This window comes from Pedobacter sp. NO84, from assembly GCF_059703915.1.
Genome location: NZ_AP046575.1, coordinates 1812310 through 1831907, shown reverse-complemented (window position 1 = coordinate 1831907; position 19598 = coordinate 1812310). Strand labels below are relative to the sequence as shown.

Sequence of the window (19598 nt, the reverse complement as noted above, 5' to 3'; positions counted from 1 at the left end):
AAAAATCGGTAAAAATTTAGCCACAGATTTTAGGATTGATTAATCCTCTTAAGATCTGTGGCTATAAATTTAGGCCTTGAATGTCTTACTTGCCTGTCGGCAGGGATGGTAAAATTCTATGCATCATGCAACATCTTCACTCTTCCCTTTTACATCTTACATCCTAAAATTCTGCACTCTTCGGGAACCTAGGAAATGCAATCACATCTCGGATGTTGATCATTCCCGTAACAAATAGTACCAAACGTTCAAAACCTAATCCGAAACCAGCATGCGGGGCCGATCCAAACCTACGCGTATCTAAATACCACCATAATTCTTCTTGTGGAATATGCATTTCTTCCATGCGCTGTGTTAATTTATCCAGTCGTTCTTCACGTTGTGAACCGCCAATCATCTCGCCAATCCCAGGGAAGAGAATATCCATCGCCGCTACCGTTTTTCCATCTTCGTTCATACGCATGTAGAAAGATTTAATGTCTTTGGGATAATCTGTTAAAATTACGGGTTTTTTAAAGTGTTTTTCTACCAAATAGCGCTCATGTTCAGATTGCAGATCTGCTCCCCACTCATCGATCAAATATTTAAATTGTTTTTTCTGATTTGGTTTCGAATGTTTTAAGATCTGGATGGCTTCTGTATAGGTTAAACGTTCAAAGTCATTTTCCAAGCAGAAGTTTAGCTTTTCTATTAATGATAGTTCGCTTCGTTCTTGCTGCGGTTTCTGCTTTTCCTCGTCTAATAACCGATCATTTAAAAATGCAAGTTCAGCTGTGCAATTGGTAAGGGCATAGTTTATTACATATTTCATCATGTCTTCGGCCAATTGCATGTTGTTTTCCAAATCTGCGAATGCTACTTCGGGCTCTATCATCCAAAATTCGGCCAAATGGCGGGTCGTGTTCGAGTTCTCTGCTCTGAACGTGGGCCCAAAAGTATAGATTTGTCCAAATGCCATCGCCGCTAATTCTCCTTCTAACTGGCCCGAAACGGTTAAGTTTGTAGCGCGACCGAAGAAATCAGCAGAAAAATCTACTTTACCATCTTCGCCACGTGGGGTTTGATCGAAATCTAGGGTAGTTACTTTAAACATTTCGCCAGCACCCTCTGCATCACTTGCTGTAATTACGGGTGTATGCATGTACACAAAACCCCTTTCGTTATAAAACTGATGAATAGCAAATGCCAAGGCATGGCGAACCTTAAAAATCGCATTAAAGGTGTTGGTACGGAAACGCAGATGGCCCTTTTCCCTTAAAAACTCTAAACTATGTTTTTTGGGTTGTAAAGGATATTCTTCAGCATTGCTGTCTCCAAGTATTTCAATATTTTTTGCTTTAACATCAACCTTTTGACCTTTACCTAGAGATTCAACAAGGAGGCCATCAACAGCTATTGCAGCACCGGTTGTAATTCTTTTTAACAGGTCTTCTGATGTATTGGTAAAATCTACTACTATTTGAATATTGCCCATACATGAGCCATCGTTTAACGCAATAAACTGATTGTTCCGAAAAGTTCGAACCCAGCCCATTACCTTTACTTCAGTATTAAATGCTGTAGAATCCAGCAGGTCTTTTATTTTTTCTCTCTTTATCATTTCGCAATAGCTATATAAGGGGGTCAAAAATAAGGATTTAAACCTTAAAATAGGTATGTGTTGGTTTAGTTTTTTAAAAACTGGGGACTAAGAAATGCTTAACAGTTAGTTTAAGCCAACTACGAACCGAAAACCGCAAACTTCCCTTCCATAGCTAAGTGGATTTTGGCTTAAGATAAAACAGACTCCCGACTTAATACCGCCCCCGACTTGAAGACTAGTTCAACGGTATCCCAATAAAAAAAGATGCCCCCATGTCCTTTCCAGCGCTTTCTGCCCACACTTTTCCATGATGCAGTTCGATGAGCATTTTCACGATCGATAGGCCTAATCCATTAGAGTGTTCCCTACCTGTTGGTATAGCGCTTAATTTTGCGAATTTGGTAAATAACTTATTCATATCATCGGCTATCAAACCTTGTCCCTGATCTTTGAATTCGATAAGTAGATGATCATCAGTTTGGCTAACATTAATTAGGATCGAAGTATTTGGATGGGAATATTTAAGTGCATTGCTTAAGAGATTATCAAATGCTTCCTGAAGTCTGGATGAATCAGCCAGGATGATACTTGGGCAATTGCAGGTAACTACGATACGTTGTTGTTTCTGTGCGGCTAACAGTTCAAAATTTCTTTTGGTTACATTCAGTAAATGCATCACATCAACTTCTTTTAAACTTAATCTAAAGCTTGCATTTTCTATTTGAGATAAATCCAAAAGGTTGTTTAAGCTAGTAAGCACACTATTTGCTGAATTTTTAATCCGATCTGCAAAGTCGTTTACAATCTTGGGATCATCGGCTTTCTTTTTAATCAGCTCTGCTGATAGAGATATAGTTGTATTCGGATTTTTAAGATCGTGAACGATTCTGTTCATCATATCGGTTTGTGTGCGCATTGCCTTTCGAGTAGCTAACCTTAGTTCTAATTCATCCATCACAATAGAAGAAAGTGTCTCGAGCATTTTTAGTTGTAGGTCGGTTACGGCTTTTGGTTCAACATCTAATACGCATACAGTACCCAATCGTAAGCCCTCCGAAGTTCTTAAAGGTGCTCCTGCATAAAATCTAACCCCATTTTCCATAACAAATGGGTTATTGGTTAGCTCGGGTACTTCGAGCATGTTTTCGAACAGGGTTACACCCTCGTTTAAAATAGCGATTGAGCAGAAACTATCTTTTCTGTCTACCTCTGTTGCAGCTAATGGACTGATGTTAGTTTTAAAGAAAACACGGTCCTCATCCACAAAAGTGACCTGAGCTATTGGCGTGTTAAAAATCTGAGCTGCAAGTACTGCAATTTTATCAAATGAGTTTTCAGCTGGAGTATCCAAAATATCATATCCATGAAGCTTATGTATTCTTTCAGTATCATTTTCTGGAAGAAGTGATTTTGGGATAGATGTGTTTTTCATTTTACAAGTTAGGCGCTAAAGCTAAGCAAAATGCAAGCATTATAAAAAATTAAAATAAATTCAATTTTTTTGAAAATTCAATAAAATTTTAGGTAAAAATTGAAAAAAAATCTACTTTTTATCTCTAAATGATAAATATTTTCAGGTAAATCTAAGATAAACGTCTAATTATTACTCAAAAATTCAATTTTTAACGATTTTTGTTAGAATATTATTCGTATATTTTATCAATAAATCGAATTTATGCAATATTTTAATTCTAAAATCCAGATTTTTCAATAAAAAAATAAAAAAAATTTAAATTTTCTTGTGAAAATTCTGAAAATTAATTTATATTTGTCCTGTTCATACAAAAAAGTACATTTATATTTGGTTTGATTAAAGCTCTGGTTGGATGGCCAGAGCTTTTTCATTTTATACTCATCCGATGACTAGTAGTCATCGGATGAGTAAGTCGATAAAAACAAAAAAACCAGTCGAAATTTTCGACTGGTTTTAATATAAAAAGCTCTTCGCGCTCTGCTCCACGCTTTCCGCTCTACGCCAATACCTTACTTACTAAGTCAGCAGCATCCTTTAACGCTATTGCCGAGTACACTTTTAATCCAGATTCGTCAATTAACTGTTTGGCTTCAACTGCATTAGTGCCTTGCAGGCGACAGATAATTGGAACTGGAACATTACCAATTTCTTTATAGGCATCTATTACGCCTTGAGCAACTCTATCGCAACGCACGATACCGCCGAAAATGTTAATCAGAATGGCCTTTACATTTGGATCTTTTAAGATAATATTAAATCCAGCTTTCACCGTTGTAGCATTCGCTGTACCACCAACATCTAAAAAGTTAGCAGGTTCGCCACCAGCAATTTTGATGATGTCCATGGTGGCCATGGCCAAACCCGCACCGTTAACCATGCAGCCCACATTTCCGTCGAGCTTTACATAATTCAAATTGCTTTCGCTTGCTTCAACATCCGTTGGATCTTCTTCTAACTTATCACGCATGGCAGCATAATCTGCATGGCGGAACAATGCATTCTCATCCAAATCTACTTTAGCATCAACGGCTATAATCTTATCATCACTTGTTTTTAAAACAGGATTGATTTCAAACATCGAAGAGTCAGTAGAATCATAGGCTTTATAAAGTGAAGTAACAAATTTTACCATTTCTTTATGTGCAGCCCCCGTTAATCCTAAGTTAAAAGCAATTTTTCTTGCCTGAAAACCTTGAAGGCCAACTTTCGGATCGATGGATTCCTTAAAAATTAAATGGGGAGTATGCTCTGCAACCTCTTCAATATCCATCCCGCCTTCGGTGCTGTACATGATGATGTTAGTTCCTTTAGCACGATCCAATAAAACGCTGATATAAAATTCTTTTGTTTCAGACGGACCAGGATAATACACATCTTGTGCAACCAAAATCTTTCTTACTGTTTTGCCTTCAGCACTGGTTTGTGGCGTAATCAATTGCATACCAAGAATATCAGTGGCTCTTTGCTTAACTTCATCAAGGTTTTTAGCCAACTTAACTCCTCCGCCCTTACCTCTACCACCTGCATGAACCTGTGCTTTTATCACAACCCAATCAGAATTATAGTCAGTTTTCATTTGTTTAGCCGCTTCAACAGCCTGATCTACAGTGTCAGCTACAATGCCCTCTTGAATGGCAACGCCAAAACTTTTAAGAATTTGTTTACCTTGATATTCGTGGATATTCATTTGTTAAAAAATTTGCTCAAATCTACAATTTCAAAAGCTTTATACAAAGGGGAAATGGAATTAAGTTTGGCGTACGGCGAATAGCGCTAAGCGTTAGGATCCAAAGCTATAAATTTTAAGAAAAGCAAAGACAGGGCAATGATGGAAGTTGGCCCCGCTTTACGTTCCAATCTTGCGGATCTGCTTGTCGAAAAACATTCTTGATAAAATATGGATTGCTCATTAGCTAAACTTTTCGCAAGTATTTCCACTCTATCGGGTTTAAGCACCAAATGCTGTGCGAATAGGAGAGGTTGCATGATGCCAAGAGCTATCTTTTAGCGATGCAATCGCTGGCCTCAGGCATCCTCGTTACAAACGAGGACGAGTCGGGACTATTCAAAAGTACTTGGGTAATAAAGTGTAATGGAATAATCAAGGTAGGATGCTTAAGTGGTAACTTTAGCGATGCAATCGCTCGCCTCAGGCATCCTCGATATTCCACAGGAACCCTTTTGGGGCAAACGGACGAGTGAGGTTATGTATTTCGCTGTGTTACATTTATTACTTTATCGTTTTTAAATGTAATTTCAATAATGTCTGGATCTATATTTGCCAAGGTAGGAACAAAGCCAACATCATAAACCCATACATCGGTCTCTATAGCATCGGCTTTTCCTAAAATGTGTTCCACTTCCGTTTTTGATTTACCAATCAGCAGTTTGCTGTCAATAAGATCTTCCGTTAATTCATAACGACGTTCTTTATCATTATTCCATTTAACAGGGTCGAAGTCGCTGCTTGGATAGTAGTTCATTATGGCAAAAACCAATGCCATTATCAGTATGTATACTATTGGTGTACCTAGAATGGTGCTTGTCCAAATGAATATATTTCTTTTAATATGATTTTTTATCAGCCTTGTAAATAACCATTTCCAAAAGAGAAACATTCCTAAGCCAATAACAATTAAGATAATATATACTTCAATTCCCATAATTTATGTTTTAGCACTGTTGCCGCTATTCAATATTCGATAAAACCGGCATTCCTGTTTCCGGATCTATATTAAAGTTCAATTTTCTTTCACCGTACTGATCAGTGAAGTCTTCACTTGTCCTGAATTTATAATGAAGCGTAATTTTGCCATTATTTATTTTATCAATAAAAACTTCATCGCAGCAATAATTAAGGAAAGATTTAATTTTTTCGGCTTTCCAAAGCATTTCTTTCTCTATACTTTCTGAGGTAAATTAATATTCTACTTTCTTATTGGCAACTAGATCAAAGCAAATAATCTTATCGTTGCTTAAACTTCCACCAGTTTTTAAAATAATCCATTTTTTAAATTTTACAAGTTGCTCATCTTTTTTCCATTCTCTTCCAAAATATATTCCATCACCAAAATCTATGGTTTGATTCCCTGTTTTATACCTGTAGGAAATAAAATTTCTTGATGAATGAATACTTGGTTCGTAAATTGATTTACAAATCAAAATACCACCGATTTTTTGATTTATGGTAGCTCCCTCTTCGATTGGATCAAAAGCATGGAAAAAGCCATAAATAAGAAAAACAATGGCTACTATTAGGAATGATATGACAACAATCTTTATTTCTCTCATTTGGCCATTTTTATATTATTTAGAGCTAATTCTGTAACAGGCTTCAACTTCTTGATCGTTTTCTTAAACTTTAATTTCATCTTCACCAAGTAGTCTGCAAAGTTTAAATTTCCCGCCAAAAATAATTTGCGATGCGCAAACCAAACCACCATTATCGTCGAATAATAAAAACACGTATAAAAATAATAGGTCATGAACCGCATGAATGCATTTTTATGCTGGTAAATTAAACTTAGGCGTTCTATTTGAAAGGTGATGTGTGCGGCCTCGTCTATTAAGATGTCTGTGCAGATCTGCTTTAGTAATTTGCATTGCGTCGCATCTTTTAAACATTGATAGAACAATTGCGCCGTGCTCTCTACTGTAATTACAGCGATGGTCCAAAATTCCATATGTGTGTTTAAGCCCCTAAACTTTCGGAACAAGCTATCGCCCCAGTCTTTTTTAATTCTTTGCTCGCCAATTAGGTCTAGATACTTTCCCAGATTTTCGCCGTGTTTTTGTTCTTCCTTAATAAATAGTCTAATTGCAGCAGTATAATGCACATCATCAAGTTGTTTAGCGTGCTTGGTGGCTGCATTTATCAGGTTTTTGCCTTCAGAAGTTTCGCCGAGTTGCCAAGCTTGTAATGATTTTAGTATTGAAGCTTTTTCTTTAGCTGTTAGAAAAGGTTTAATGCTCCAGTCTATTCTTTTGTTTTGAAGATTGTGGGTAAAATAATTTATCCAATGTTGTGAGTTGTGCATGTGATTGGGTTTAAGGTTTAATGGATCGAGTTATTAAGTTATCAGGATAATTTATATTTGAAAGTGCTTTGTATTTCAAAGTATGATTATAAAAAAATTTAAATTCCTTTAATCATTTTTTCTAACGCATCCAGATGGCTTTTAAATGCTTGTTTGCCTAAAGCTGTGATAGAGTAGGTGGTATTTGTTTTGCGCCCAACAAATGCCTTTTGAACTTTAAGGTACTGCGCCTGTTCGAGGGTATTTAAGTGCGAAGCCAGGTTTCCATCGGTTAAGTCTAGCATTTGCTTCAATTCATTAAAGCTCACGCTCTCATTAACAATAAGAAGTGACATTACGCCCAGCCTTATTCTGCTGTCGAATATTTTATTAAGGGCTTCGATCGGGTTCTTCATTATGTTGTCCTTTCGTATTTAAAATACATGATCAGACCATAAAAAATATGCAATATACCAAACCCAAAGGCCCAAAAGTAGAGGCCATAGCCAATGTTAAATACGGCTATAATCCCAAGAACAACTTCGAAAAATCCTAAAAAACGAATATCTGAATAGGTATATTTACTCGCGTTAATTAGCGCTAGGCCATAAAAAACCAAGCAGGCTGGGGCTACGAGCCCATAGGTGCCAACCGTATTAAATAGCATCGCCAAAATAAAACAGCCTCCAGCAGCGAGCGGGATGGCCAAGTTGGTCAGTAGCTTTTTCGATGTTTTATCCCAAAATGGCAACTTCTTTTTTTTACTCTGACGAAATGTAAAAAGGAACCCACCAATAATCGCAACTATCATCACCATAAAGCCAATCTTAATCAGATTTGCTTCTATTTCAGAATCAGCATCTATACCATAACCATAATCTCCATTTACATAGTTTTTTATCTCTTTATTTGCGAAATAGGCGCCAGCTAGCGCTGTTAAACCCGCAAATACCCCAGATAAGCCGCTCAATGAAATAAATCTAGACGAACGATCCATCATGTTTCTAATGTCGTTCAGTGCATTTAGCTGTTCTTCTTGTTTATTCATCTTAAAAGTACTTTGTTGCTCAAAGTTAATCAAGTAGATTAGATTTGCAAATATAAATGTAAATTAATTGCTTGATTGTTATTTTGCTCCCAGCGATAAGCCCAACAATTTAACAATACAACAATAAAACAATTCAACAATATAACAATTCGACAATAGATCAATTCAAACAATTGATCAATTTGTTTACCTTTACAGCCATGCTAAAAGCTACAGGAATAAAAAAAGCGTATGGAAGCTTGCCGATTTTAAAGGGTGTAGATTTCGAAGTAAATAAAGGCGAGATCGTGAGCATTGTTGGTGCTTCGGGTGCAGGAAAAAGTACTTTACTACATATTTTAGGGAGCTTAGACAGACCCGATGAGGGAACAGTTGAGCTTAAGGGCACTAGAATCAATAAACTCTCGGGCGAATTATTGAGCGTTTTTAGAAATCAACATATTGGATTTATTTTTCAGTTTCACCATCTGTTGCCCGAGTTTACTGCTCTGGAAAATATATGTATTCCTGCTTTTATCGCAAAAAAGACGAAAAAAGAGGCCGAGCTTAAAGCCTTCGAACTATTGGATCTATTGGGTCTTAATCAGCGAGCAAACCACAAGCCAAATGAACTCTCTGGTGGTGAACAGCAACGCATTGCAGTGGCAAGAGCATTGATCAATAATCCATCAATTATTCTAGCCGATGAACCCTCTGGCAACCTCGACTCGGCCAATGCCAAAGCCCTACATCAGTTATTTGTTAACCTACGTGATGATTTTAAGCAAACCTTTGTTATTGTGACACATAATGAAGATCTAGCCACAATAAGCGATCGCGTGGTGACCATGAAAGATGGCCTTATAATTTAAAAGTATAGTGAAAATTCTAATTACCGGAGGAAAATCAGCCTTAGCCCTCAAACTATTGAAGGCCTTTGATAACCACACTATTATATTTGCAGATTACGGAGAGGTACCTACTTTTTCTTCGACTAATTATCAGTTCGTTACCTTAGGAGACAGAAATGATGAAACCCTTGCGCATACCTTGTTAAGCCGTTGCCTGGATGAAAATATTGATACCATTCTCCCACTCCATTCCTTTGAGATAGAATCAATTATTAGAGCAGACATCCTTTTTAAAGAATTTAACGTACATGTATTATTGCCGGGCATTTCACAATTACAACGATATACAGGTGCTGTAGGGAATAAAAAGACAAATTGGGCAGTTTTTTCCAATGGCGATGTAATTTTTAGCACATTAGAAAATGAATTAATTGCCCATTATGGAAAGAGAGAACAATTAAATGGTGCGTATTATGTTGAAATTAACGGCGATGAGGTACAACTCTTTTTGATTACTAGTTAAAGGCATGATCAATTTCGACAAGGAGACCGCTGGTAAAAAAGCTATTATTTTAGGGTTGGATAATGTAATTTATCCAGAAAAAGATTATCTTCTCCAGGTTTACTATCTGTTCTCTGAATTTATGGCTTATACCGAACAGATTGATTCATCGGAGATTATTGCTTTTATGAATACCGAATATGCGTTAAATGGGGCCGACCAAATTTTTGAAAAAACAGCAGTAAGGTTTAAAATTTCTTCAAAATACAAAGTAAATTTTTTATTGCTCCATGAAAACGCAAGGTTACCACTAAAATTATTGATGTATCAAAAAATTTTACTCTTTTTGCAAGAGGTTGTAGTAAACAGAAAGGAGATTATTTTGTTAATAGATGGTGAACCTGTCCAGCAACTCAATAAAATTAAGCAAATAGAATGGCATGGATTGGAGAATTACCTGAAAGCATATTTTACGGAAGAATTTTTACCTAAACCATCCTTAGAAAGTATAGAGTTTATAATGAAACAACACCACTTAAATACAGAAGATATATTGATGATTGGCAGCAACTTAAGTGATGAAATATACGCCGCCAGCGTCGGCATAGCATATTTATCTTCAAAAGAAATAATATAGAATTTTATCCGTTAATAAGTATCTATTTACCCTAATTGAAAAATGAAAATTAAACAAATTATTATCCTAATGGCGATTACTATCGCCTCTTTAACGGCCTGTAAGAAGAATCATATTACACCAACGCCTGATCCTGCGCCCGTTGTACCAACTGGACCAACCGGACCTACAGTTACAGGAACTAGGCAGGAACTTACTAAAGATTCAATATTTTTATATGCGCAACAAGTTTATTATTGGAATGATGCTCTTCCGACATACGATTCCTTCAATCCACGCAGTTACACAGGATCGCCTGATTTGACGGCGTATAATGCAGAGCTCTTTGCCATTACGCAAATAAAAATTAATCCATCTACAGGTAAGCCATATGAGTATAGAACAAGTAGCCCAACTGTGCCTAAATACTCTTACATTTCTGATATTACCACTCAAAATCCAAGTGCATTTGTGCAAACGGAGCAAAGCTCGGTTGATTTAGAGGGTAATGGGAACGATTTAGGGCTTAAACTTGGTGCTTATGGTACCAGTTCTACAGATGCAAATGCCTTTGCTTTATTTGTAACCGCTGTTTATCAAAACTCTCCGGCAGACAAAGCGGGGATGGTGAGAAGTGATAGAATCACAAAAATCAACGGAACTGCAATTGGAAGTAACTATTCAGCCCAGGTTAATCTTATCAACACCGCCTTTACCGGAACAACCATTACTTTAGAAGGTACAAAATATACTAATGGTGTTGCAGGGGCTGCATTTTCAGTAACCTTAACTAAAGCAATTTTTAAAAGTAGTCCGATTTATGCAACTAAAGTATTTACAGCTGGAAGCAAAAAAATCGGGTATTTATCATATGCCAGGTTCTCGACAATAAGTAATTCCAAAGCAGATTTTGATGCTGCTTTCACTACGTTTAACAGTTCAGGTGTTACAGACCTTATCATAGATTTAAGATATAATGGCGGGGGGTATATCAATACTGCCCAATATTTAATTGATCAAATTGCTCCTTCAACTGCGAATGGTAAGGTGATGTTCTCTGAATATTACAATAATACCATGCAAATAGGAAAAGCGACTATTCTAGCCAATCAGCCGTTTTTGAATAGTAACGGTAATGTTCAGTATCAGAATGGCAAAATGGTTACTTATGCTGATCTAGATTATTCTGTTGCAGGAAATACAGAGACATTTTCTAAAACTGGCCCTTTAACAGGCATAACTAATGTAGTATTTATCGTATCTGGAAATACTGCTTCTGCAAGTGAGCTTGTGATTAATTCGTTAAAGCCATATATGAACGTAAAAATCGTTGGAACAAAATCTTATGGCAAACCAATCGGATTTTTCCCAATCAAAATAGAAAACCGGTATGAAGTATATTATTCTATGTTTTCGAGTAAAAATGCTAGCGGTCAGGGAGAATATTACGATGGATTTACACCAGATGTGGTAGATACCTATGATGATCCCTTGCGTAATTGGGGAGATCCTAAAGAAAATTATACAGCCTTAGCACTTAACGTACTTGCACCAAGTATTCCTGTAACTTCAAAGGCTTCTATTTTAATGTCTATTGATGGTTCGAGAGTGAGCGTTCAAAGTTTATCGCCAATGAAACCTGTGGTTGACGGCAATGAGTTTATAGGTATGATAGAAACCAAACATAAAATGAAAAAATAGCGATGCGTTAGCGCATGGCGATGAGCTTGAGGCGTAAAGCATTTGGCGATAAGCGTTAGGCGTTTAGCAACTGCCCTAAATAAAAAAAAGTCCCACAAATTTGTGGGACTTTTTTAATGCATTATCTTTTACTTATTGTTTTTTCATCTGGAGCTTTTCTCTAAAGATAGCTTTGATATCATGTTGCTTATCAATATTAATAATGATGTCCTGAATTGCATTAGCAGCATCGATATAAAAGGTCTTATTGATATTCTGGTATTCGTCGGTAGCTTTGTGATAATCTTTATGGTCTTCTACGCCAAAATAAATAAATGGGATGTTTTTTGCATTAAAGGCACCTTGATCACTCTGATCAGTCCAATCGTCTTGACCTAATTTAGGATCATCATGGCCCAATAATAATTTTAGGTTTGGGTTTGTTGTTACTAAATAGGACTTTAGTTCAGGATATTTAAATGTCCCTGCGGCGTATAATTCCTGCTTATCATTATGACTGATCATATCCATGTTGATATTAAGCTTAATTTTGTCTAATGATCCCCCGCTGCTAGCTACAAATGCCTTAGCGCCTTGCAATCCCATCTCCTCTGCATCAAAAATAGCGAAGATCATGGTGTTATTTGGCTTATTCTTTGCAAAGTATTTAGCATATTGTAAAACCGCTGCAGTGCCAGAGGCATTATCGTCGGCACCATTAAAAATTTCATTGTTTTTTATTCCAAGATGATCATAATGTGCAGAGATTACAATTATATTGTCGGTTTTACCAGGAACCACGGCAATTACATTTTTACCCTGAACGGCGGCTGCACCGTTTCTTCCTTTAACCTCGAAAGATTGTTCGTAACTATCCGGTAGGTAGGATTTCAGACCGATTTCTTTAAAACGGCCAATAAGATAATTTCTGGCCATCTCACCACCTTTTGTTCCTGTTTTGCGGCCTTCATAAGCATCAGAAGAAAGTGTTTCTACATCTTTAAGCAATTGATCGCTAACTGTTGTGTTGTTTTGAGCCGTTTTAACTGAACCACAGCTTATTAATAAAGCCAGTGGAATAAGTAAGAATCTATTTGTCATTCAATTTATTTTATATGTTAAAGCTAAAGGTAGCCATTATAAGATAATTTAAGTAGTGTTGAGATGTAAAGTTGTTGGAGGTTGTAAAGTTGTAAAGTTGTAATGCTGAATTCGCACCCCGTCTCACATCTCCCATCTCATTACTCTTCTATCACAACTCAATTTCTCCCCTCAAGTAAGTCACTGCTTTACCTGCCATTAACACTCTGTCGCCTTTAAAAGTGCACCATAACTCTCCCTTCCGCTCAGAAATCTGATAGGCATGCAGTTCGGTTTTGAGTAGTTTATCAGCCCAGTAGGGGATGAGATTGCAATGCGTAGAGCCTGTCACCGGATCTTCATTAATGCCTGCTCCCGGAATGAAGAATCTTGACACGAAATCGCTATGGTTTCCCTTCGCAGTAGCGATGATGCCTTTATCTGTAATCTTAAGTAGTGCAGAAAAATCCGGTTTTAGTGCCAATACATCAGCTTCAGTTTCGTAAACCAGCATATAATCCCTAGCATGAAATACTTCAAGTGGCTTATTCCCGCCCAATGCATCGATTAAGCCAGTGGGGATGTCGCATGTACTTACAGGTCTGGAAGGGAAGTCTAATGTATAAACTCCATTCTTGTTACTTACCGTTAATGTTCCAGCTTTTAGCGTATGGAAATGAACTGAAAGTCTATTGTATCCTAATTCGGTGTAAAGTATATGGGCCGATGCTAAGGTGGCATGGCCGCATAAATCTATTTCTAAAGTTGGCGTAAACCACCTAATTTCAAAATCCTCTCCTTTTGGGATGAAAAAAACAGTTTCTGCCAAATTATTTTCAGCAGCAATTTTTTGCATTTCTGGTGCAGGTAGCCAATCTGTTAAAGGTATAACTGCTGCCGGATTACCACCGAAAAGCTGATCGGTAAAGGCATCAACTTGGTAGATTGGTAGTTTCATATCTTGGATTTTTCTTGTAAAGATAGGTTTTTTGAGGGAATGGGGAACGGGAATAGGGGATACTAGTACATACTGGCATCTAGTCCATTTCCTATTTCCTCTTTACTATTGTCCATTTCCTAGTAATAAGTTAACCGCACCACCCCAGCTAATTTCTTTGCTAACCTTATCACCTGCCGGGTGTATCCATATTCATTGTCATACCAAGCATACAGTACAATTGATTTCTGATCTTGCGAAATTATGGTTGCAGGGCCGTCAACAATTGAGGCATGACTATTTCCAATCAGATCGCTGCTTACTAATTCATTTGAAATAGAATATTCTAATTGCTCAGACAAATCTCCAAAAAGTGAGGCCTGTTTTAAAACAGATTCAACTTCTTCTTTGGTAGTGGTTTTACCTAGCGTTAAGTTTAAAATAGCCAATGAAACATTTGGTGTAGGAACACGCACTGCATTGCCCGTTAATTTTCCTGTTAAATGCGGTAATACCTTGGCCACAGCTTTATCAGCGCCGGTTTCAGTAATTACCAGATTCAGCGCAGCGGAGCGGCCCCTCCGGTACTTTTTATGGTAGTTGTCCAATAGATTCTGATCGTTAGTATAGGAATGGACGGTTTCGATATGGCCTTTTTCTATGGCAAACGCTAAATCGATCACTTTTAGTACCGGGATAATAGCATTTGTGGTACATGAGGCATTTGAAAAAATGGTTTCTGTATCATAATTGAAATCCCCATCATTAATACCGGTAACGATATTAGGAATATCGCCTTTTGCTGGCGCTGTTAGCAATACTTTTTCTATACCTTTTGCATTTAAGTGCCTGCTCAATCCCTCGCGATCGCGAAAAACCCCTGTATTATCGATCAACAATGCATTTTCGATCCCATAAGACGTGTAATCTACGTCTTCTGGGTTTTTAGCTTCAATAACGTAGATGGTTTGTCCATTTACAATCAATGCCTTGTTCTCAAAATCTTCTATGATTGTTCCCGTAAAAGGTCCATGTATAGAATCGGTCCTCAAAAGCTCTGCTCTTTTAATCAGTTCTTCATTGCTATATGTGCGGGTTACAATTGCTCTCAAGCGCAATTGTTCTCCCTTACCGGCTTGTACGATCAGTTCTCGGGCTGCAATTCTTCCTATCCTACCAAAACCATACAATACAACATCTTTAGGCCTAAGATTGATTTTATCTTTTCCAATATGTTTAGCCAATTTGCTTACCACGAAATGATGCATGGAAGAGTGGGGATTTTCTGGGTCTAGCCACTCGGCCGCTAGTCGGCCAATATCAATACGAGAAGGGGCAATGTTGCAGCGCGCAATCGTGCTAGTTAGTTCGAGTGTTTCGTAAATAGAGATATCTCTTCCGCTAACGTTTTTTGCATATTGGTGATGAGCTAGGATCTCGCTGCTTCCGACGTCGAATAATGGTTTGCGAAATAGTACGAGCTCAATAGATCGATCGAACCATAATTGCCCTACAGCACTGATGAGTTCGAGCGCTTTTTTTTCTTTTTCAATCCAGTTTTGAAACTCTGATTGATATTTATTTAACATACAAGAAGATATTTGGTTAGAATGGCACAAAAGTAAAAAAGATCGGGTGAGTACCCAATCTTTTTTGAAAAAACTCATCGGATGACTTAAAGTCATCCGATGAGTTGTTAGCCTAAGTATGATTTTAATATTTTACTTCTTGATGTATGGCGTAAGCGTTGTAAGGCTTTGTCCTTAATCTGACGAACACGTTCACGGGTTAAATTAAATTTTTCCCCTATTTCTTCTAGAGATAGTGGGTGATTGGTACTTAAACCAAAAAATAATACGATAATTTCACGTTCACGCTCGGTTAACGTAGATAGAGAACGTTTAATTTCTTCGGATAACGATTCGTTAATTAGATTACTATCAGTGTTGGGCTCATGATTTTCGAGCACATCAAGTAGCGTATTTTCTTCACCCTGTACAAATGGGGCATCCATAGATACATGGCGACCAGAATTGCTTAGCGTATCAGAAATTTTATCAACCGTGGTTTCTAAGATATCTGCCAATTCTTCAGGAGATGGTTCACGCTCAAATTCTTGCTCCAATTTAGAAAAGGCCTTGCTGATTTTGCTTAATGAACCTACTTGGTTAAGTGGTAAACGAACAATACGGCTTTGCTCGGCAATAGCTTGCAAAATCGACTGACGGATCCACCAAACGGCATAAGAGATAAATTTAAAACCTTTAGTTTCATCAAAACGCTTGGCAGCCTTAATTAGGCCCAAGTTACCCTCATTAATTAAATCGCCCAATGTTAAACCTTGATTTTGGTATTGTTTAGCAACCGATACCACAAAACGTAAATTGGTTTTTGTTAAGCGCTCTAATGCAGCTTGATCACCTTCACGAATTTTACGGGCTAAAATTACTTCTTCTTCTGCGGTAATTAAATCTACTTTTCCAATCTCGTGTAGGTATTTGTCTAATGATTGACTTTCGCGGTTGGTTATGGATTGGGTAATTTTGAGTTGTCTCATTGATGTGTTTTAGTACGCTTTATAAATTGGATTTTGCAAAAATATGAAAATTTGCGCAAAACAGATAGATAAATTGCTGTAAATGTTATGCTTTATGTCAGATTTTTTAACAATTCCTTTACAACAAAAATCATTCCAAAGTAAATCTGACAGGCGTGTCATGTTTTATTGATTAGAGCATAATATTTGTTGTAATTCGATAATAATATTTTGATTTGTAATAATTATTGTTTTAGTTTGTTTTTTAAAATAATAATTAAGTAGTAATTAATTGACCTCCGTTTGACAGCGATGAAAGGGATGATTTACTGAACATCATTTATACTATAATTGATGGACACAAATACCAAACGACTACAGCTAAAGACCTTGTAATAGGTGCTGTACAAAACTTCTTTGGTATTCTAGAAAACTACGTAATTGCAGCATTAATATGTTATGGCATTGCCGAAGTATTTATGGCGGGAACAAAGTTGAAGGAAGAAAATGATTTAACGATATGAAAATTAAACTTAGACAAAAAGTAATCTCTACCATTGGAGTGGCTCTAATAATTACGTTGGTAATTATTAAGCTCATAGACATCCATTACTATCCAGATCCTCAATTCTATGAAGGATCCTATATTCTAACTGAAAATCGGTTGGATAGTTTGAATGATGAGCTGAGAGTAGTAAATAATAAACGTGATAGTCTTAATAGAGTTAAAACGATTTATATTGATGGTCCCGTTAGTTTTAGTGGTTTTACCGGTTTTATAGGTACGGGATCACTTAGTAATTATGGAAGCAATGCAAATAAACAAAGTTTTATAGTGCTTGGTAATATCGGCCTCAAGCTTAATGAAGAAGTTAGCAAGTCACATTTGAGTTTTCATACAGACAATAGTCAAGGCTATTTAACCACGATGAAATTCCTCGAAACCGCCGATGGAATGAAAATATCTTATATTGATAAGAAAGTACCGTACAATTACCTTTCAAGTGACAATATAATTCTTGTGCGATTAAATTCCACGTTGCTTGAAATTTTAATTTTTGTTTTGATGGTTATTATATGGGTGTTTGAATTGGCACTGTTTCTTCTTGCTTTGGCGGATTTTTTTAAATTTTTACTTAATATTTCGAGAAATAAAGTTTTCGAGCCAGAAAATATTAAACGATTGAAAAGTATTGCTATTTGCATGTTGATACTTTCTGTGAGCCCATTCTTAATCAATGGGATAATTTATCTCATCTTTATTTCAAGTTACTCAAGTGAGGGTATTGAACTTACTTATTCTTTTTGGAAACTTGATGTTTATTACTTGATGTTAGCCATAATAAGTTATATTATTTACATCGCCTTTAAACATGGAATGACTATACAACAAGAAAACGAACTTACCATTTAGCTTATACATCCATTCACAAATCTCACATCTCACATCTCAAATCTCATATCTCCAAGATGCCAATCGTAGTTAACTTAGACGTAATGCTTGCCAAGCGAAAAATGTCGCTAACCGAACTCAGTGATAGGGTAGGGATTACCATGTCTAATCTATCCATCCTTAAAACGGGCAAAGCCAAAGCCGTAAGGTTAGAAACACTAGAAGCGATATGCAGGGTCCTGGAGTGCCAACCGGGAGATATTTTGGAGTTTAGGGTCTTAGCGATATAGAAATGTAAGAGGTAAGATGGAGAATGGAAGATGGAAGAGCCCAAAGTCAGTACCAAGGAATCCCTTTCCGAAAAAGTTGGAAATTTTATTCATAAGGTACTAAAACCTGTGTAATCTTACTCCCGATAGCTATCGGGACGGTGTAATCATCCGCGCAGCGCAACTAAGTTAATCTTTATAATCACCCGCGAAGCGTTAAAATCCCACCTTAACCCCATATCCTAATCTAAACATCTTATAAAAAGGGGTACTTGTTCTGTTCTTAAACCAACTTAGTGCATAAAGATCATTGGTATTGGCTTCGGCAAATAGACTTAGTGATTTAATTTTATCCGTTTGCCTAGTTAATACTTTTACTTCGGTACTCGCCCCTAAATGAAGTCGAAGCGCCGACGACCAAAAGTAATAGCCCTCACGGTATTGAGGTCTTTCAAATTTAAAATCGAAATTCTGACCTAAGGTGTACGAAGGAAAGAAGACCGGATTAAATGGCTGGATGATAAACTTATCCTTTACGTTAAAAGTAAATGGCTTATAATGGAATTTTATAGCAACAATGGTTAATTCTCCGCCCAAACTTTCTGGCACATAACCCAAATGGGCACTTAGTTCCGCTTTTTCGTTAAATAAATCATATCCGGCGCTGGCACTTAAAAATCCGATGCTACCTGCATATTGTACGGCAGCATTATCTGGAACCAACTTTCTCCAAAAGTTATGTTGTGCCTTGGTCTCTAGAGCAGCACATATCAGCAACAGCAAACTAAAAATTAACTTCTTGAGCAGTAATTTGTCCATTTTTTATTTCTATTATAGTATAAGCTCGGTTTATAATGGCATTGGTAACGATGAAAGGAACTCCTGATGTTCCGTTTTGGTAATAGGTTTGGAGTTTGGCATGCCGATGTGAATGGATCGAGGCAATTAATCCAGGGGTTTGATTAAATAGTGTTTGGTAAGATGCGGCCAATATCGGATCGAAATCCGCATCAATGGGTGGCACGTGGGAGATGGCCACCAGACTTGTAATTCCACCTCCTAAAGTTAAATTGCTTTTTAGCCATGGCAAATTAGGAATTGAACCATCAAAATCATATTCCCTGCTATTTGTATCGTGACAAAGAAACTTAACAGAACCATAGGTGAAGGTAAAATTTAACGGGCCAAACATTTTTTCGAAAACCGCGCGTCCATTGGCTACCAGGTCATGGTTTCCGATTACACCTATAAATGGAACGTCTAAACGATCATAGATTTTGTAAATACCTTCAAATTCTGCCAATAATCCGAAATCAGAAATATCCCCGTTTAAAATCACGAAGTCGATATCGTTCCTTGCATTAACATGGTCTACAAACAACTTTGTTTCCGCATAACTTCTTTGCGTATCTCCAGAAATAACGATCCGAATGGTAGTTCCTGGCACTTTTTTGGCCAGTTCTGCGATTTCTTTTTCGTTAGAAGCGTTTACAGAATTTCTATTAAAGGTTTGGTTTGGACTATATTCGTCAGAATTACATCCTATTGAGAGTAAAATAGTTACTAAAATGAGTAGGCGTTTCTTCATACCTATCAAACGTAATTATGACCTAAAAAGTTTGGGAGCTTATCGCT

21 protein-coding genes are annotated in these 19598 nt (G+C 37.0%); 6 read left to right on the top strand and 15 right to left on the bottom strand.

Going from position 1 to position 19598, the window contains the following annotated elements:
- Nucleotides 1-163: 163 nt before the first annotated feature.
- The 9 genes from asnS to AC6H0V_RS07795 form a co-directional block, all read right to left on the bottom strand.
- Nucleotides 164-1600, bottom strand: coding sequence for an asparagine--tRNA ligase (gene asnS / locus AC6H0V_RS07835; RefSeq protein ID WP_497563167.1), 1437 nt, complete (start codon nt 1598-1600; stop codon nt 164-166).
- 217 nt (nt 1601-1817) lie between these two features.
- Nucleotides 1818-3014, bottom strand: a complete 1197-nt coding sequence (locus AC6H0V_RS07830; protein ID WP_497563166.1) for a GAF domain-containing sensor histidine kinase — start codon at nt 3012-3014, stop codon at nt 1818-1820.
- Nucleotides 3015-3552: 538 nt separating this feature from the next.
- Nucleotides 3553-4743: an ADP-forming succinate--CoA ligase subunit beta gene (gene sucC, locus AC6H0V_RS07825; RefSeq protein ID WP_497563165.1), complete on the bottom strand. Its 1191-nt coding sequence runs from the start codon at nt 4741-4743 to the stop codon at nt 3553-3555.
- A 517-nt stretch (nt 4744-5260) separates the two neighbouring features.
- On the bottom strand, nt 5261-5719 hold the full coding sequence (locus AC6H0V_RS07820) for a hypothetical protein (RefSeq protein WP_497563164.1): 459 nt from the start codon (nt 5717-5719) through the stop codon (nt 5261-5263).
- Between the two features lie 25 nt (nt 5720-5744).
- Nucleotides 5745-5948 carry a hypothetical protein gene (locus tag AC6H0V_RS07815; RefSeq protein WP_497563163.1) on the bottom strand — a complete coding sequence of 68 codons (204 nt, stop codon included), beginning with the start codon at nt 5946-5948 and terminating at the stop codon, nt 5745-5747.
- Nucleotides 5949-5975: 27 nt separating this feature from the next.
- Nucleotides 5976-6347 (bottom strand): hypothetical protein, encoded by a 372-nt coding sequence (locus tag AC6H0V_RS07810; RefSeq protein ID WP_497563162.1) that lies wholly within the window; start codon nt 6345-6347, stop codon nt 5976-5978.
- Entirely contained in the window at nt 6344-7093 is a 750-nt protein-coding gene (locus AC6H0V_RS07805) for a ferritin-like domain-containing protein (protein ID WP_497563161.1), read from the bottom strand. Before AC6H0V_RS07805 ends, AC6H0V_RS07810 begins: the two co-directional genes overlap by 4 nt.
- 98 nt (nt 7094-7191) lie before the next feature.
- Nucleotides 7192-7488, bottom strand: coding sequence for a winged helix-turn-helix domain-containing protein (locus tag AC6H0V_RS07800; RefSeq protein WP_497563160.1), 297 nt, complete (start codon nt 7486-7488; stop codon nt 7192-7194).
- Nucleotides 7488-8120 carry a hypothetical protein gene (locus AC6H0V_RS07795; protein WP_497563159.1) on the bottom strand — a complete coding sequence of 211 codons (633 nt, stop codon included), beginning with the start codon at nt 8118-8120 and terminating at the stop codon, nt 7488-7490. Before AC6H0V_RS07795 ends, AC6H0V_RS07800 begins: the two co-directional genes overlap by 1 nt.
- Nucleotides 8121-8320: 200 nt before the next feature.
- On the opposite strand from AC6H0V_RS07795, the gene AC6H0V_RS07790 reads away from it, so the two are divergent.
- From AC6H0V_RS07790 to AC6H0V_RS07775, 4 genes are read left to right on the top strand one after another with little or no spacing between them, the layout of a single operon-like run.
- The gene (locus AC6H0V_RS07790; RefSeq protein WP_497563158.1) at nt 8321-8971 is read left to right on the top strand and encodes an ABC transporter ATP-binding protein; all 651 of its coding nucleotides are present in this window, start codon (nt 8321-8323) and stop codon (nt 8969-8971) included.
- Nucleotides 8972-8978: 7 nt separating this feature from the next.
- Entirely contained in the window at nt 8979-9473 is a 495-nt protein-coding gene (locus AC6H0V_RS07785) for a hypothetical protein (RefSeq protein WP_497563157.1), read from the top strand.
- Nucleotides 9474-9477: 4 nt separating this feature from the next.
- Complete coding sequence (locus AC6H0V_RS07780) at nt 9478-10089, top strand: HAD hydrolase-like protein (protein ID WP_497563156.1); 612 nt, start codon at nt 9478-9480, stop codon at nt 10087-10089.
- Nucleotides 10090-10131: 42 nt separating this feature from the next.
- Nucleotides 10132-11769, top strand: a complete 1638-nt coding sequence (locus tag AC6H0V_RS07775) for a S41 family peptidase (protein WP_497563155.1) — start codon at nt 10132-10134, stop codon at nt 11767-11769.
- 132 nt (nt 11770-11901) lie between these two features.
- On the opposite strand, the gene AC6H0V_RS07770 is transcribed toward AC6H0V_RS07775, so the two are convergent.
- The 4 genes from AC6H0V_RS07770 to AC6H0V_RS07755 form a co-directional block, all read right to left on the bottom strand.
- Nucleotides 11902-12849, bottom strand: coding sequence for a M28 family peptidase (locus AC6H0V_RS07770; RefSeq protein ID WP_497563154.1), 948 nt, complete (start codon nt 12847-12849; stop codon nt 11902-11904).
- Nucleotides 12850-13000: 151 nt separating this feature from the next.
- On the bottom strand, nt 13001-13786 hold the full coding sequence (locus tag AC6H0V_RS07765) for a PhzF family phenazine biosynthesis protein (RefSeq protein ID WP_497563153.1): 786 nt from the start codon (nt 13784-13786) through the stop codon (nt 13001-13003).
- A 119-nt stretch (nt 13787-13905) separates the two neighbouring features.
- Nucleotides 13906-15354: a glyceraldehyde-3-phosphate dehydrogenase gene (locus tag AC6H0V_RS07760; protein WP_497563152.1), complete on the bottom strand. Its 1449-nt coding sequence runs from the start codon at nt 15352-15354 to the stop codon at nt 13906-13908.
- Between the two features lie 107 nt (nt 15355-15461).
- Complete coding sequence (locus AC6H0V_RS07755) at nt 15462-16322, bottom strand: sigma-70 family RNA polymerase sigma factor (protein ID WP_090992569.1); 861 nt, start codon at nt 16320-16322, stop codon at nt 15462-15464.
- Nucleotides 16323-16821: 499 nt separating this feature from the next.
- Between AC6H0V_RS07755 and AC6H0V_RS07750 the strand changes: the two genes are divergently transcribed.
- Together AC6H0V_RS07750 and AC6H0V_RS07745 are read left to right on the top strand one after the other, a co-directional pair.
- The gene (locus AC6H0V_RS07750) at nt 16822-17715 is read left to right on the top strand and encodes a DUF2975 domain-containing protein (protein WP_497563151.1); all 894 of its coding nucleotides are present in this window, start codon (nt 16822-16824) and stop codon (nt 17713-17715) included.
- Nucleotides 17716-17771: 56 nt separating this feature from the next.
- Nucleotides 17772-17984: a helix-turn-helix domain-containing protein gene (locus tag AC6H0V_RS07745; RefSeq protein ID WP_497563150.1), complete on the top strand. Its 213-nt coding sequence runs from the start codon at nt 17772-17774 to the stop codon at nt 17982-17984.
- 195 nt (nt 17985-18179) lie between these two features.
- Here AC6H0V_RS07745 and AC6H0V_RS07740 read toward each other — a convergent pair whose 3' ends face one another.
- Nucleotides 18180-18782 (bottom strand): hypothetical protein, encoded by a 603-nt coding sequence (locus AC6H0V_RS07740; RefSeq protein ID WP_497563149.1) that lies wholly within the window; start codon nt 18780-18782, stop codon nt 18180-18182.
- The gene (locus AC6H0V_RS07735) at nt 18748-19551 is read right to left on the bottom strand and encodes a metallophosphoesterase family protein (RefSeq protein WP_497563148.1); all 804 of its coding nucleotides are present in this window, start codon (nt 19549-19551) and stop codon (nt 18748-18750) included. Before AC6H0V_RS07735 ends, AC6H0V_RS07740 begins: the two co-directional genes overlap by 35 nt.
- Between the last annotated feature and the right edge of the window lie 47 nt (nt 19552-19598).